Source organism: Corynebacterium sp. Marseille-P4611, assembly GCF_916618765.1.
Classification (GTDB): domain Bacteria; phylum Actinomycetota; class Actinomycetes; order Mycobacteriales; family Mycobacteriaceae; genus Corynebacterium; species Corynebacterium marquesiae.
Map to the genome: position 1 here is coordinate 1,905,121 of NZ_CAKAKD010000001.1, position 15,363 is coordinate 1,920,483.

The window sequence follows — 15,363 nt, forward strand, 5'->3', positions numbered from 1 at the left end:
AACAGTGAGAACAAAGGAAGTTTTTGTGACTGATAACGCTGCAGTGGCAACTCGTCTTTTTACCAGCGAGTCCGTTACGGAAGGCCATCCCGATAAGATTTGTGACGCCATTTCTGACGCCATCCTTGATGCCCTGCTGGAAAAGGATCCGGAATCCCGCGTGGCCGTTGAGACGTTGGTAACCACCGGCCAGGTCCACGTGGTGGGCGAGGTTCGCACCGAGGCATACGTAGAAATCCCGGCGCTGGTGCGTGACACCCTTAAGTCCATCGGCTTCACTTCTTCCGAAGTCGGCTTTGATGGCAACACTTGCGGTGTGAATATCGCTATCGGCGAGCAGTCCCAGGAAATTGGCGCCGGAGTAGACAACTCCACTGAAGCCCGCGCCCATGACGAGGACTACGACGCCGAAAACGATACCGCTGGCGCAGGCGACCAAGGTCTGATGTTCGGGTATGCCTCCAATGAGACCGCTGAGTACATGCCGCTGCCCATCGCCTTGGCGCACCGCCTGTCCCGCCGCCTGACGCAGGTACGTAAGGAAGGAATCGTCGATCACCTCCGCCCGGATGGCAAGACCCAGGTGACCTTTGCCTACACCGACGACAATGAGCCGTCCCATCTGGATACCGTGGTCATTTCCACGCAGCACGATGCCGATGTCGATAGTGCTTGGTTGGAAGGTCCCTTACGTAGTGAGGTCCTTGAATGGGTTATCAAGGACGCCGGCTTGGAGAAGTACTACACCGAAGACACGACCTTGTTGGTCAACCCTTCCGGTTCCTTCATCCTCGGCGGACCAATGGGCGACGCGGGCCTTACCGGCCGCAAGATCATCGTCGATACTTACGGCGGCATGGCTCGCCACGGCGGCGGCGCTTTCTCTGGCAAGGACCCGAGCAAGGTGGACCGTTCCGCTGCTTATGCCATGCGCTGGGTGGCTAAGAATATCGTCGCCGCGGGCTTGGCAGATCGCGCTGAAGTCCAGGTGGCTTACGCAATCGGCCGTGCCAAGCCGGTCGGCTTGTACGTGGAGACCTTTGGTACCGCAAAGGAGGGCCTGAGCGATGCAAATATCCAGGCTGCGGTGAATCAGGTATTTGACCTACGCCCGGCCGCTATCATTCGCGAGCTCGACCTGTTGCGCCCCATCTATGCGCAAACTGCGGCCTACGGACACTTTGGCCGCACCGACATTGAGCTGCCGTGGGAGCAGTTGAACCGAGTAGAAGCATTGCGTGCTGCCGCTGGTCTGTAGAATCGAGGCCTATGCCTAAGAAAACACCCGCCACCCGGAAGCCGGTTGCGCGGGTGTTGCCTCTTTTAGGGGTTGCGCACTTAGACCGAGGATTTGATTACCTCGTAGAAGAGGCAGACACGGAAGAAGTCCAACCGGGGATTAAGGTGCGCATCCGCTTCAACGGGCGTTTGGTGGACGCGATTGTTTTAGAACGCCGGCATGATTCTGAATTTGGCGGCAACCTGCGCTTTATCGAGCGCATCATCTCACCCTTCCAGGTTTATCCGCCGCAGTTGGCCCGGCTGGTCGACGCCCTGGCAGACCGCTACGGCGGCGTGCGCTCAGACATTATCCGCTCCGCCATCCCGCCGCGGCACGCCAAGGCGGAAGAATCCGATTTAGAGACCCCGTGGGAGGAGCTCGGCACCACGAGCGAGCCCGACCTATCAGGATGGTCGGCCTATCAACATGGCGAGGCTTTCGTTGATTCGATTCTGGCCGGCAAGCTCGCCCGTGCCGCCTGGCAAATCGCCCCGGGCGATGATTGGGCACATGCGCTGGCTGCACTCGCTGCCAAAGTGGCGCTTGGCGGAGGAGGGGTTCTCCTCGTTGCCCCAGACCAGAAGAGCGTTGATGCTTTAGACGCCGCGCTTCGCCAGGTACTTGGGGCAAAGCAGATAACAGTGCTGACTAATAGCATGGGCCCGCAGGCGCGCTACCGCCGCTATCTTTCTGCACTAGTAGGCCAAGCGCGCGTGGTCGTTGGCACCAGGTCCGCCGCCTTTGCCCCGGTCAAAGACCTGCAACTGGCGGTGATCCTCGATGATGGCAATGATAATTTGGTCGACAACCTCAAGCCCTATGTTCATGCGAGGGAAGTACTTACCACCCGCTCCGCTTTCGAAGGCTGCAGCATGGTTTTGGCCAACCATTCGCGGACAGCAGAGACACAACTGCTCGTGGAATCAGGATGGGCGCACGACGTGGTGGCCAAAGACCAAACCATAACGGCGCGTTGCCCGGCTATCGAGGCGGTCGGGTCCTTTGGGCTATCGATCGCCCGCGACCTCCAGGGCGGCACCACAAAAGTACAAGCACAGGCCTTCCAAGCTGCTCACCAAGCGCTGGATAGGGGAGAGCCGGTGCTCGTACAGGTACCGCGCAAGGGTTATGCGCCCATTTTGGCCTGTGGCCAGTGCCGAGCGCCGGCTCGCTGCCGGCATTGCAATGGGCCATTGGGGCTGCCGCCCAAGGGGGCGTCGGCAAGCGCGGGCTCCGACGAAGCGGGAATGCCTACCTGCCGCTGGTGTGGCCGAATCGAGGCACGGCATCGGTGCACCGAATGCGGGTCTCCGCGCCTGCGGGCCATCGTGTTGGGCTCGGAGCGCACTGCGGAAGAAATGGGCCGGGCCTTTCCCAATACGCGGGTGGTGGTCTCGGGCGGAAATAAGGTGCTCGATGCGGTGGACAATGCGCCGGCGTTGGTCATTGCCACCCCTGGTGCGGAACCAAGAGTAAACGATGGTGCCTATGGCGCGGCGTTGCTCTTGGATGCCGGTGCATTGCTCAACCGGCAAGACCTACGCGCCACGGAGGACACCCTAGCGAAGTGGGCACAGGCGGCTACCTTGGTGCAGCCACATTTCAAGGGGGGTCGAGTAATCCTAGCCGCCGATGAGTCGCTTACCGTAGTCCAGCATTTCCTGCGTTGGGATATGGTGGGCGCGGCCGCGGCAGAGCTTGCTGCCCGGCGCGAGGTGCGCTTCCCACCCGCGGTGCATTTTGCTGCCATCGACGGTGCGGACGCATCCCTGGATGGCTTTGCCGAGCTTGCGGATCTTCCAGACCACGCGGAGGTATTAGGACCAGTTCCCCTTCCGCCGGGGCAAAGCCTGCCTGGTGACTACGATAGCCAGCGCTTTGGCCCACCGCAGCGGTTGGTCGTGCGCACCCCGCTGGGGCCGCGTTCCCAATTGGGGCGGGCTTTGCGCAGCGCCAACGCCGCACGCAGCGCCCGCAAGGATGACCTTCCTTTGCGCATTGTGGTTGACCCTATCCACGTGGGTTAGCCATATCGGGGCCATAGGCGCTCATGCGCTAACCTCGACGAAGGAAGCCGCCACCGCCGGCCGGATTGGGCTCGGTGCCATGAGAAAGGTGTGATTGCCATGTCCCTTCGAGAGCTGCGTATCTACGGTGACCCAGTCTTGGGCAGCCGCGCGGAAGAAATTAGTAGATTTGATGCTGGTCTGCGCGCTCTGGCGAGCGATATGCTCGAGACCATGGATAAAGCCGGGGGAGTAGGGCTAGCGGCTAATCAGGTGGGGATTTTGAAACGAATCTTCGTCTACGACTGCTCGCATACTCAATCCGGGCTGCGCGGGGCACTTGTCAACCCGGTCTGGACTCCGGTGGGAGAGCAGCAGCAAACAGGCCCGGAAGGATGCTTATCCATTCCGGGAATTAGCGCGGAAACCACGAGGTTCAACCAGGTCTTTGTGTCTGGCCAGGATATAGAGGGGCGCCCTGTGTCCATGGTGGCCTCAGGACTGATGGCTCGGTGCATTCAGCATGAGACGGACCACCTCGATGGGGTGCTCTTCCTACAACGCCTGGAGGCGCCAGTGCGCAAGGAGGCCATGCGCGCCATCCGTGAATCCGAGTGGTTTAACGCCTCGTAGCCCACTCGCTGTGGCGGCAACGTTGCGGCGTTGTAGCCTAGTATTTTGAACGATATTAAGAGGAGAGTTTCCCGCATGCGGATTATTTTTGCCGGTACCCCTGAGCCAGCCGTTGTGGCCCTGGAAAAGCTGCTTGCCTCGTCGCACGAGGTGGTGGCGGTAATCACTCGCCCAGACGCGAAGAAGGGCCGCGGCCGCACTCTTCATCCGAGCCCAGTGAAGGCGCTCGCCCAAGAACATGGCATTGAAGTATTGACCCCAACCACCCTGCGCCCTGACTCGGAGGACGGTCAGGCGCTGCGTGCACGCTTAAAGGAATTGCAGCCGGAGGCGATTCCGGTGGTGGCTTACGGCAATCTGGTGACAAAGGACCTGCTGGAATTACCACAGCATGGTTGGGTAAACCTGCACTTTTCTTTGCTTCCGGCATGGCGCGGTGCGGCGCCGGTGCAGGCTGCCATTGCGGCAGGCGATGATGTTACCGGCGCATCAACCTTCCGCATTGAGGAGGGCCTTGATACCGGCCCGGTGCTTGGCACCGTGACGGAGGAGATTAAAGGCACCGATACTGCTGATGACCTGTTGACGCGCCTTGCCTATTCCGGTGGCGACCTGCTCGTGGCCACCATGGATGGCTTAGCGGCGGGGCAGCTGGAGGCGCAACCGCAGCAGGGGGAGGCTACCTATGCGCCGAAAATCTCTACCGCGCAGGCCCGCGTGGAGTGGTCACAGCCTGGCTTCGCTATCGATCGGCACATTCGCGCATACACGCCTGGGCCGGGTGCATGGACCATGTGGGACGAGGCCCGCGTGAAGATTGGACCAGTCAGCCTCATAGAAGAGGTGGCGGTTCCACAGGAACTAGAACCAGGGCAGCTGCACATTGCCAAGAACGCCGTATGCATTGGTACCGGTACGCAGCCAGTCCAACTGGGTAAAATCCAGCCTCCGGGAAAGAAGATGATGAATGCGGCCGATTGGGCCCGCGGACTAGGCAAGGATGCCGAGGTGAAGTTTCAATGAGTGGTGGTTTCCGTTCCCGCAGCAAGTCCGGGGATAAGTCGCCGGCGGGTAAGCCGCAGGACTCCCACAAATCCACTGGTGCGAAGGGCCGAGATGACCGCCCGCAACGGCAGCAGCGTGGCGGCCGCGGTGGGCAGCATAGGGGCCGGCAGTCTGCTAAGGGCCAGCGTCCCGGCAAGCGCCAGGAAGGCGGTCTGATTCAGGCCGCGCTGGCCGCGGGCGTGGATGCGCCGCGTGCGGTCGCCTTCGACGTGGTGCGCAGGGTAAGCGATGACGATGCCTTCGCTAACCTCATTTTGCCCAAGGCACTGCGCAAGCAAAAGCTCAAGGGGCGCGACGCCGCCTTCGCCACCGAAATCACCTACGGCACGCTGCGCACCCTTGGCGTAGTTGATGCCGTCATCGCAGAGTGCTCCTCTCGCGGCCTCGAGGCCATTTCCCCAGCCGTAGTTGATGCCTTGCGCCTGGGCACTTATCAGGTTCTCTATACCCGCGTGGAGCCACACGCGGCGGTTGATACCACCGTTCGTTTGGTAGAAGCCGCCGGTGAAGTCAAGGCCAAGGGCTTTGCCAATGGCATCATGCGCACCATTACGCGGACGCCGGCCAAGGCTTGGCTGGACAAGCTCGCTCCACAGGGGGAGATCGCCGGCATCGCCTTTAAGCATGCCCACCCCACCTGGATTGCGGAATCGTTTAGCCGCGTGTTGGGCCTAGGGGAGTTGGAGGCTGCCCTGGCGGCGGATTCGGATCGACCTTCGGTTCATCTGGTGGCGCGTCCCGGGGAAATCTCGGCCGAGGAATTGGCCCTGATGACCGGCAATGAGGAGGGGCGTTATTCCCCTTATGCGGTGTACATGGAATCCGGTGACCCCGGCCAATTGGAACCCGTGCGCCAAGGATTGGCGGCCGTCCAGGACGAGGGCTCGCAGCTGATTGCCCGCGCGGTATGCGAGGCGCCCCTCGAAGGCGAGGACACCGGCCGGTGGCTGGATCTCTGCGCCGGTCCCGGCGGTAAGGCGGCCTTGATGGGCGCGCTTGCCCGCATCGACTCCGCGCATGTTGATGCAGTGGAGGTATCTCCGCACCGAGCGGCGCTGATTGAAAAGACGGTGAGCGACTTGCCCGTAGACGTTCATGTGGCAGATGGCCGCAATCCCGGCGTGGGAGAGGGCTTTGACCGCGTGCTTGTCGATGCCCCCTGTTCCGGCCTCGGCGCTCTCCGTCGCCGCCCAGAGGCGCGGTGGCGCAAGTCGGAGGCCGATATTGCCGAGCTTAACCAGCTGCAATTCGAGCTCTTGTCCTCCGCATTACACCTAGTGCGTCCGGGTGGCGTGGTCATCTACTCCACGTGTTCGCCAGATCTGCGCGAAACCCGGGGCATTGTCGACCGCGCCGTGCGCGAACTCGGCGCCGCAGAACTCGACGCACATGCTCTCATTCCTGATATGAGCGATGTAGGCCACGAGAAATCCGTGCAGATGTGGCCGCATCGCCACGGTACCGACGCCATGTTCTTTGCGGCCCTTCGCCGCGCAGCCGATTAATCGCGATAGACTGGTGGGCATGTCCGCACCGATTATTTCCCCTTCCATCTTGGCCGCTGATTTTTCTCGCTTGGGCGAGGAGCTAGCGGCGATTGATACCGCAGACTGGGTCCATGTGGACATTATGGATGGGCACTTTGTGCCCAACCTGTCTTTCGGCCCAGATATCACGGCCACGGTCCATAGCAACACCGATAAGCCACTAGATGTCCACCTCATGATTGAGGAACCCGAAAAGTGGGTTGAGACCTATGCCAAGGCGGGCGCGCATACGATTATCTTCCACGTGGAGGCCGTGGCCGATGACCAGGCGGCAGTGGACTTGGCCCAGCGCATCCGCGAGTTGGGCGTGCGTGCGGCCTTTTCCATCAAGCCAGGCACCGCCATCGAGCCGTGGTTGGATAAGCTGCACCATTTCGATGAGGTGCTCGTGATGTCTGTGGAGCCTGGCTTCGGCGGGCAAAAGTTCATGCCAGAAATGCTAGACAAGGTCCATAAGCTGCGCCGCAGCATTGATGAGCAGGGCCTTGACACCATCATCGAGATTGATGGCGGCATTTCACCAGAGACCATCGAGGCAGCCGCCGAGGCGGGCTGCGACGCTTTCGTGGCAGGCTCAGCCGTATTCAAATCGGACGACCCAGCCGGCATCGTGCAGCAGCTGCGTGATCTGGCGGCTGGTGCCTGATGAGCGCGGAGCTACAAGACAGCACCATCTCCGCAGCGCTGTTGCGCGCGATGGCCGCGGGTGCTGAAGTCCGTGGAACCACGAGCCCTAACCCACCGGTAGGCGCGGTCATTGTGTCCCCAGCTGGGGAAATCGTGGGTGTTGGCGCCACCCAGCCCGTGGGAGGCGCGCATGCCGAGGTCATGGCGTTGCGCGAGGCCGGAGATAAGGCACGCGGCGCTACGGCCGTGGTCACCTTGGAACCCTGCGCGCATACCGGCCGCACGGGTCCCTGCGCGCAGGCGCTTATCAATGCCGGCGTGGCTCGCGTGTACTACCTCCACGCCGATCCCACCCCGCAGGCTGCGGGTGGCGCAGAAGTGTTGGCGGAGGCTGGAGTGGACGTCGCCAAGCTAGAAAAGCCCCCGCACGTCGAGGATGCTTTGGTGCCATGGCTATTCGCCGTGCGCACCCAACGGCCCCACGTCACCTTGAAGTTCGCGCAAACGCTGGACGGTTTCACGGCCGCGGCCGATGGAACCAGCCAATGGATTACGGGCGAGGCAGCGCGCGACTGGGTGCATGCCGATAGGGCGCACCGCGATGCCATCGTGGTAGGTACCGGCACGGCGCTGGCTGATAATCCCTCGCTCACCGCGCGCTTGAGCGACGGCAGCTTGCGCGCGCACCAGCCACGCCGGGTGGTCATTGGCAAGCGTGATTTGGCATCGGCGAGCGATGCAGCAAGCCACCTGCGCGAGTTGGGGTACGAGCAGTACGACAGCATCGAAGAAGCTCTCTACGAGCTCTACGCCACCGGTGCCCGCGACATCCTCGTGGAAGGAGGCGCAGGCCTGGCCAGCAGCTTCCTCAAGGCTGACTTGGTGGATGCCATCTCCGCCTATATTGCGCCACTTTTGCTGGGCGAGGGCCGTGGCGTGCTCGCGCACCCCGTGACCCAGACACTGGCAAAGGCCACCCGTTTCCACAGGGTGGGGATGAAGGCGCTGGGTGAGGACGTTCTTATTGAGTACGTGCGCTAGACGCTGGACACAATAGTGAGCGAGAAAGGTTGGAAGTGTTTACTGGGCTAGTACAAGAGTTGGGCACCGTGGATGCAATGGAGCCGCACGCAGACGCTCTGCGCCTGAGCATTCGTGCCCCGCGTACCGTTGCGGGGGCCGCACTGGGTGATTCCATTGCCATTAACGGCGTATGCCTTACCGTGGCGGATCTGTCGGCGGATACTTTTTGTGCGGATGTGATGCAGGAGTCCCTCGACCGCACCGCACTGGGGCGCCTTGCCGAGGGCGATCCGGTCAATGTCGAACCGGCACTGCTTCCCACCACCCGGCTGGGCGGGCACATTATGCAAGGCCACGTGGACGGCACCGCTACGCTGCAGAGCCGAACTAACTCCGAGAACTGGGATGTGCTGCGGTTTAGCTTGCCGTCGGAGCTTTCCCGATACGTCGTGGAAAAGGGCTCCATTGCCGTGAGCGGCACCTCGCTGACCGTGAGCGCCGTGGGCCCAGACTGGTTCGAGGTATCTCTTATCCCCACCACTTTGCGCGATACCATTCATGGCGCCTTGCCGGTGGGAGGAGAGGTAAATCTCGAGGTGGATGTGCTGGCCAAGTATGTAGAAAAGATGCTTCACCCCGAAGCTCAACCCCCTGAGGCTAAGGACTAGACTGCTACCTTATGAGCGCGAGTGATAATTCCATCCGTCTAGATTCCATCGAACAGGCCATCGCGGATATCGCCGCTGGTAAGCCGGTTGTTGTCATCGATGATGAGGATCGCGAAAACGAAGGCGATCTGATTTTCGCCGCGGAGCTAGCCACCCCAGAACTCGTGGCCTTCATGGTGCGCTATTCCTCTGGATATATCTGCGCACCCTTATTGCCAGACGATTGTAATCGGTTGAACCTACCGCCGATGCTGGCGGTCAACCAAGATGTACGCGGCACCGCCTACACGGTGACCGTGGATGCAGCAACAGGTAGTACCGGTATTTCTGCCACCTCGCGCGCAGAAACCATCCGCCGCCTGGCAGACCCCAGCACCACTCCAGGAGAGTTCACCCGTCCAGGCCACGTGGTGCCGCTGTGTGCTCGCCCGGGCGGCGTACTGGAGCGTGACGGCCATACGGAGGCATCCATTGATCTCGCCCGATTGGCGGGCCTGCGCCCAGCCGGTGTGCTGTGCGAGATCGTCTCTGAGGATGACCCCACGGATATGGCGCGCTCGCCAGAGTTGCGTCGCTTTGCCGATACGCATGGGCTGTCCATGATCTCTATCGCGCAGCTCATCGAGTGGCGCCGCCATAATGAAACGCAGGTCACCCGCCAGGTTGCCACTGAACTACCCACCGAATATGGTCACTTCACCGCCATCGGTTACCGCCATGAGGTAGACGGGCAGGAACACGTTGCATTGGTCGCAGGGGAACCATCCGAACTGCGCGGCGCACGCGACGTTATGGTGCGTGTCCATTCCGAATGCCTAACCGGTGATGCCTTTGGCTCACGGCGCTGCGATTGCGGGCCCCAACTGCATGAATCCATGCGCCTTATCAGCCAGGAGGGCCGCGGTGTGGTCATTTACCTGCGCGGTCAGGAAGGCCGTGGCATCGGCCTTTTGCATAAGTTGGAGGCCTACCGCCTGCAGGATTCGGGCATGGATACCGTCGATGCCAACCTGGAGCAGGGACTGCCCGAGGACGCCCGCGAGTATTCCGTGGCCGGGCAGATCCTTCGCGATCTCGGCATAGAATCCGCAAACCTCTTAACCAATAATCCGCATAAGGGCGAGGGGCTAAGTGGCTTTGGGGTGGACGCCAGCCACCACACGCCGCTGGCAACCCCTGCCCACGCGGATAATATTGACTACTTGCGTACTAAGCGCGACCGCATGGGCCACGACCTTCCGCAGGTTGCCCAGTGGGACGCCGAACATAAGTAGAACTTTAACGTGCGATTGAAAGGATAGCGATGAGTAAAGAAGGCCTGCCTGATATTGCCCAGGTTGATGGCAGTGGACTGCGCGTTGCTGTGGTTACTGCTACGTGGAACGCAGAAATCTGCGACCAGCTCCATGCCCAGGCGGTGCAGACTGCTACCGATAATGGTGCTGAGGTTGCCGAATACCGAGTGGTAGGTGCCCTGGAACTTGGCGTTATGGTCCAAGCAGCAGCCCGCTCCTACGATGCCGTGGTGGCACTAGGCTGCGTTATCCGTGGCGGCACCCCCCACTTTGACTACGTATGCGACTCCGTCACCCAAGCGCTGACCCGTATCTCACTCGATGAATCCACCCCGGTAGCTAATGGCGTTTTGACCGTTAACGACCAACAGCAGGCTATCGACCGCGCCGGTTTTGCAGATTCGGTAGAAAACAAGGGCGCCGAAGCTATGATCGCGGCTTTAGACACCGCGCTGCAGTTGCGTACACTAAACGCAGCACAAAAATAACCTCTAGCAATGCGTCAGCGCCCAACGCTTGACCACCAAGGTGGCCGGCGGGGCGCGCCCCAAAGGAGTATGCACATGAACGAGGCGCAGGCCCCAAAGAATCCGCAGCACAGCCGCCAGCTTAGCGACGCCGAAGTATTGGCCTATACCAGCGCCGATCCCTTCGCACAGACCACGTCTAAACCATGGGAGTTCACGGCGACCTCGCCCTTCCTGCGCAAGGTGGCTATCGCCTGGGTGATTCTCGTTCTGGCCATCCATATTTTCATGGGAGTCACCTTGGATGTGTCTTTTACCGGTGCGCACGTGACCACCATCGACAAATTCGCCTTCCCTGGCGTTGGTGTTCTCATTTCCGTTCTGTCCTGGATCGCTCTTAACCGTCCCCGCTTGCGCGCCAATGAGGATGGGGTAGAGGTCCGCAATATCGTGGGCACCCGCTTTTATCCGTGGCAGGTGGTCTACGGACTTTCCTTCCCCGTGGGCCAACGTATGGCACGCCTTGAGCTGCCCGAGTTCGAGTTCGTTCCCGTCTGGGCATTGCAGTCCGGCGATAAGGACACCGTCATTGACAACGTCCGCCGCTTCCGCGACGTGGAAGCCAAGTACATGCCCCAGGATTAACAATTGGCTGACCCCACCACCTACCGCCCGGCTCCGGGAACCATTCCCACCGACCCAGGCGTCTATAAGTTCCGCGATGAAAACCGCCGCGTTATCTACGTGGGCAAAGCCAAGAACCTGCGCGCTCGGCTGTCTAACTATTTCCAGGACATCACGCAACTGCACCCCCGTACTCGCCAAATGGTCCTCACCGCCAACTCGGTGGAGTGGACGGTAGTTGCCAGCGAGGTGGAAGCCTTGCAGTTGGAGTACACGTGGATCAAGCGCTTTGATCCACACTTCAACGTCATGTACCGCGACGATAAGACCTATCCTATGCTCGCGGTTTCGGTCGGAGAGACGGTCCCTCGCGCCTTCTTCTACCGTGGACCGCGGCGCAAGGGCGTACGCTATTTCGGCCCCTATTCTCATGCTTGGGCCGTGCGCGAAAGCTTGGACTTGCTTACCCGTGTCTTTCCCATGCGTACCTGCTCCAAGGGAGTATATAACCGGCATGAGCGGCTAGGGCGTCCGTGCCTTTTGGGATACATCGGCAAATGCGATGCACCCTGCATTGGCCGAGTAAGCAAGGAAGACCACCGCGAGACGGTCAACGATCTCGTGTCCTTCATGAATGGCAACACCGGTTCAGTACGCCGCAAACTTACCCAGGACATGGAGCAGGCCGCCGAGAACCTAGAGTTCGAGCGCGCGGCGCGCCTGCGCGATGATTTGGGCGCTATTGACAAGATTATGGAACAGCAGGCCGTGGTCTTCACAGACGGCACGGATGCTGATCTCATTGCTTTTAACTCCGATGAACTTGAGGCAGCGGTACAGATTTTCCACGTTCGCGATGGGCGCATTCGCGGTCAGCGCGGTTGGGTAGTCGAACGCGCCGGCGATCAGGCGAGTTCAGAGCCCTTGGAAGAAGGAAAACCTGATCCCGCGCTGCCCGCGTTGGTACAAAACTTCCTCATCCAGTTCTATTCCGATGCAGTAGAGCGCGAGAAACAAGAGGCGCGCGAAGATGCTGCGCTCGCCGCGGACGTGAAGCGGCGCGGGGTGGACCAAGAATCGCACATGAAATCCCGCCGCGTGCAGGTTATTCCACGCCAGATTTTGGTTCAGGCCCTGCCGGATGAACCGGAGCAGGTCATCGAGTTGTTGGAGGAGCTGCGCGGTGCCCAGGTGGACCTGCGTGTTCCCCAGCGCGGCGATAAAAAGCAGCTTATGGCCACGGTGGAGAAAAACGCTAAGGAGCAGTTGCGTCAGCATAAGCTCAAGCGGGTAGGAGACCTCACCGCACGTTCGGCGGCATTGCAGGATATTCAAGAAGCCCTAGGCATGGAGCAAGCCCCATTGCGCATCGAATGTACCGATATCTCGCATATTCAAGGCACAGATGTGGTTGCTTCCCTGGTGGTCTTTGAAGATGGTTTGCCCAAGAAGTCTGACTATAGGCGCTACCGCATCAAGGAGGCGGCAGGTGATGGCCGCTCGGATGACGTTGGTTCTATCGCAGAGATCACGCGGCGTCGCTTTAAGCGCCATAAGCAAGATAAGCTGGCCCATCCGGATGAGGAAGTAGAAGAGTCTTCCTTTGCAGAGGAGAAGGTGGCGGAAGAATCTGCCGAAGCGGGACGCCGCTTTGCGTATCCACCGCAGCTTTTTATCGTGGATGGCGGTGCGCCCCAGGTAGCCGCGGCTCAAGAGGTATTTGATGAGTTAGGCATCGTGGATGTAACCCTAGTGGGCTTGGCCAAGCGCCTCGAGGAAATCTGGGTTCCCGGCGATGATGAGCCGGTGATTTTGCCGCGAAACTCGCAAGCACTCTTCCTCCTGCAGCAAGTTCGCGATGAAGCCCACCGCTTCGCCATTACTTACCACCGGCAGCAGCGTTCAAAGCGGATGCGTTCCTCGGTACTCGATTCCGTTCCGGGATTGGGGCCGCAACGGCGCACCGATCTGGTCAAGCATTTCGGTTCGGTGAAAAAGCTCAAGGCCGCCACTGTGGAAGAGATCTGTGAGGTAAACGGATTTGGTCCCAAACTGGCCCAGACCGTGTACGAGAGTTTGCATGATTCTGCGGGCAATTAAGTGGCGTTCTCCTAGAGGCAGCGAATCTTGAAGCGCTAGACTGAAGAGCATGACGCATTTCGAAACTCCACCCATCTTGATAACCGGTATGTCCGGCGGCGGGTTGAGTTCCGCTGCCAAAGTATTTGAGGACAAGGGCTACTACGTGGCCCACAATATTCCGCCTCGCGCCATTGTTGACCTGCTCAAGCTGTGCAACCAAGAGGAAACTCCAGTGGGCAAGGTAGCAGCCGTAACGGATGTGCGCTCGCGCATGTTCCCAGGGTCTCTGTTGGAGATTATGAATGAGCTTACGGAACTAAATATGAAGCCCACCGTGCTCTTTTTGGATGCTCGCGATGATGTGCTTATCCGCCGGTTCGATTCGGTGCGGCGCACCCACCCGCTGCAGGAGGGGGACACGCTCAAAGTCGGAATCCAACGCGAGCGCCGGGCAGTGGCAGATGTGCGTTCCCATGCGGATATCATTATCGATACGACGAACCTATCCATTCATGATCTCCGCCGTGCCATTGAGGCCGCCTTTGGTGAGATGCAAAATGAAAAGCAGCATGTCACCGTTGAATCCTTTGGATTTAAAAATGGCTCGCCCCGCGATGCCGACTTAGTGGTAGACGTGCGGTTCCTGCCCAACCCCTATTGGGTTCCAGAACTGCGAGGATATCGCGGCACGGATGAACCGGTTGCCCACTATGTGCTCTCGCAGCCAGCGGCGCAGGAATTCGTGGACAATTTCTTGCAGATGTTTTCTACCATGCTGGATGGCTACCGCCATGAGGGCAAGAACTTCATCACGGTTGGCGTCGGTTGCACGGGCGGTCACCACCGGTCCGTTGCCGTCGCAGAGGCTATTGCGGCGCGCCTGCGGGACAATGACACATTAGACGTCAGCACCCTGCATAGGGATATCGCTCGAGGCTAGAGCACAGGAGTTTAAACGCTTTTATGACCAATCCTTCACACATGGTTTGCCTTGGCGGCGGCCATGGACTTTATCAAACCCTTCTGTCCGCACGCTTTAGCGAGGCGGCCGATATTTCTGCCATTGTTACGGTCGCGGATGATGGCGGCTCCTCAGGCCGTTTGCGCCGCGAGCTGGAAATCATTCCACCGGGTGACTTGCGCATGGCGCTGGCCGCCTTGGCCAATAGCGACCCAGTGGGGGACTTGTGGGCACGAACCTTGCAACACCGTTTCGGTGGCAATGGCGCGATGGCAGGGCATGCGGTGGGCAATCTGATGATTGCGGGATTGACGGATGTGCTCGGCGATTATCAAGCCGCCCTGGATACCATCGCAGAACTTACTAATTCCCAGGGGCGAGTCTTCCCAGTAGTCAACCAGGCCTTAGAGATTGAAGCTGACGTAGCCGGGCTTGACGACGACCCCCGTGTCATGCGCCAGGTCCGCGGCCAGGTTGCCGTCGCTTCCACGCCGGGCCAGGTGCGTCGCGTGCGCATCGTGCCCGAACGACCCAAAGCGAATCCGGATGCCCTCGATGCCATCCAGCGCGCGGATCTCATTACTATCGGACCAGGCTCATGGTTTAGTTCGGTTTTGCCGCATACTCTCGTGCCGCAGGTAGTGGATGCGATTTCTGCTTCCGATGCGCTGCGCGTCGTCGTATTGAACCTTTCGCCCGAGCCGGGCGAAACTCATGGCTTCTCCGCAGAGCGTCACTTGCATGTGCTCGCTCAACACGCCCCTGATCTGCGAATTGACCGCATTTTGGTGGACGAGACGGCTTTGCCTACCGATAGTGAGCGCGTCTATATTCAGCGTGCCGCGCAGTCCCTAGGCGCTCGCGCTACCTTCGCGGACGTGAGCCAAGTTGATGCCAATGGTCGCAGCATCAATAAGCACGACCCTGAAAAGCTGTCTACAGCACTTCTGGACCTTTATTCGGACTATCGCAGCACTAGCGATTAGAACTGGCACCTACTCTTCAGGCTATCGTGCGGCCGCTCGCGCTCGACCGACTGCGCGGCGACCAAGCGTGCGCGGTATGATGTCAGAAATCCTTTCA

General features: G+C 60.1%; 14 protein-coding genes. All 14 read left to right on the plus strand.

Annotated elements, in window-relative coordinates:
• The first annotated feature begins 25 nt into the window (after positions 1–25).
• The 14 genes from metK to yvcK all read left to right on the plus strand — a co-directional run bounded on the left by metK (position 26) and on the right by yvcK (position 15,266).
• Positions 26–1,258, plus strand: a complete 1,233-nt coding sequence (gene metK / locus LG376_RS09155; RefSeq protein ID WP_049378216.1) for a methionine adenosyltransferase — start codon at positions 26–28, stop codon at positions 1,256–1,258.
• An 11-nt stretch (positions 1,259–1,269) separates the two neighbouring features.
• Positions 1,270–3,309 (plus strand): primosomal protein N', encoded by a 2,040-nt coding sequence (locus tag LG376_RS09160; protein ID WP_225746902.1) that lies wholly within the window; start codon positions 1,270–1,272, stop codon positions 3,307–3,309.
• A 99-nt stretch (positions 3,310–3,408) separates the two neighbouring features.
• The gene (gene def, locus LG376_RS09165) at positions 3,409–3,921 is read left to right on the plus strand and encodes a peptide deformylase (RefSeq protein ID WP_049378213.1); all 513 of its coding nucleotides are present in this window, start codon (positions 3,409–3,411) and stop codon (positions 3,919–3,921) included.
• A 75-nt stretch (positions 3,922–3,996) separates the two neighbouring features.
• Complete coding sequence (gene fmt, locus LG376_RS09170) at positions 3,997–4,944, plus strand: methionyl-tRNA formyltransferase (RefSeq protein ID WP_225746903.1); 948 nt, start codon at positions 3,997–3,999, stop codon at positions 4,942–4,944.
• Positions 4,941–6,491 (plus strand): RsmB/NOP family class I SAM-dependent RNA methyltransferase, encoded by a 1,551-nt coding sequence (locus LG376_RS09175; protein WP_225746904.1) that lies wholly within the window; start codon positions 4,941–4,943, stop codon positions 6,489–6,491. The genes fmt and LG376_RS09175 overlap by 4 nt, the downstream gene beginning before the upstream one ends.
• Before the next feature lie 19 nt (positions 6,492–6,510).
• Positions 6,511–7,179 carry a ribulose-phosphate 3-epimerase gene (gene rpe / locus LG376_RS09180; RefSeq protein WP_225746905.1) on the plus strand — a complete coding sequence of 223 codons (669 nt, stop codon included), beginning with the start codon at positions 6,511–6,513 and terminating at the stop codon, positions 7,177–7,179.
• Positions 7,179–8,201, plus strand: a complete 1,023-nt coding sequence (ribD, locus tag LG376_RS09185) for a bifunctional diaminohydroxyphosphoribosylaminopyrimidine deaminase/5-amino-6-(5-phosphoribosylamino)uracil reductase RibD (protein WP_225746906.1) — start codon at positions 7,179–7,181, stop codon at positions 8,199–8,201. The genes rpe and ribD overlap by 1 nt, the downstream gene beginning before the upstream one ends.
• A gap of 35 nt (positions 8,202–8,236) precedes the next feature.
• On the plus strand, positions 8,237–8,851 hold the full coding sequence (locus tag LG376_RS09190; protein ID WP_049378207.1) for a riboflavin synthase: 615 nt from the start codon (positions 8,237–8,239) through the stop codon (positions 8,849–8,851).
• A gap of 11 nt (positions 8,852–8,862) precedes the next feature.
• Positions 8,863–10,125: a bifunctional 3,4-dihydroxy-2-butanone-4-phosphate synthase/GTP cyclohydrolase II gene (locus LG376_RS09195; protein WP_225746907.1), complete on the plus strand. Its 1,263-nt coding sequence runs from the start codon at positions 8,863–8,865 to the stop codon at positions 10,123–10,125.
• Positions 10,126–10,154: 29 nt separating this feature from the next.
• Positions 10,155–10,634, plus strand: a complete 480-nt coding sequence (gene ribH, locus LG376_RS09200) for a 6,7-dimethyl-8-ribityllumazine synthase (RefSeq protein ID WP_225746908.1) — start codon at positions 10,155–10,157, stop codon at positions 10,632–10,634.
• 75 nt (positions 10,635–10,709) lie between these two features.
• Positions 10,710–11,258 (plus strand): PH domain-containing protein, encoded by a 549-nt coding sequence (locus LG376_RS09205; protein ID WP_049378201.1) that lies wholly within the window; start codon positions 10,710–10,712, stop codon positions 11,256–11,258.
• 3 nt (positions 11,259–11,261) lie between these two features.
• Positions 11,262–13,337, plus strand: coding sequence for an excinuclease ABC subunit UvrC (gene uvrC / locus LG376_RS09210; RefSeq protein WP_225746909.1), 2,076 nt, complete (start codon positions 11,262–11,264; stop codon positions 13,335–13,337).
• A 40-nt stretch (positions 13,338–13,377) separates the two neighbouring features.
• Positions 13,378–14,259, plus strand: coding sequence for an RNase adapter RapZ (gene rapZ / locus LG376_RS09215; RefSeq protein ID WP_193393084.1), 882 nt, complete (start codon positions 13,378–13,380; stop codon positions 14,257–14,259).
• 23 nt (positions 14,260–14,282) lie between these two features.
• Positions 14,283–15,266: a uridine diphosphate-N-acetylglucosamine-binding protein YvcK gene (yvcK, locus tag LG376_RS09220; protein WP_225746910.1), complete on the plus strand. Its 984-nt coding sequence runs from the start codon at positions 14,283–14,285 to the stop codon at positions 15,264–15,266.
• Positions 15,267–15,363: the final 97 nt, after the last annotated feature.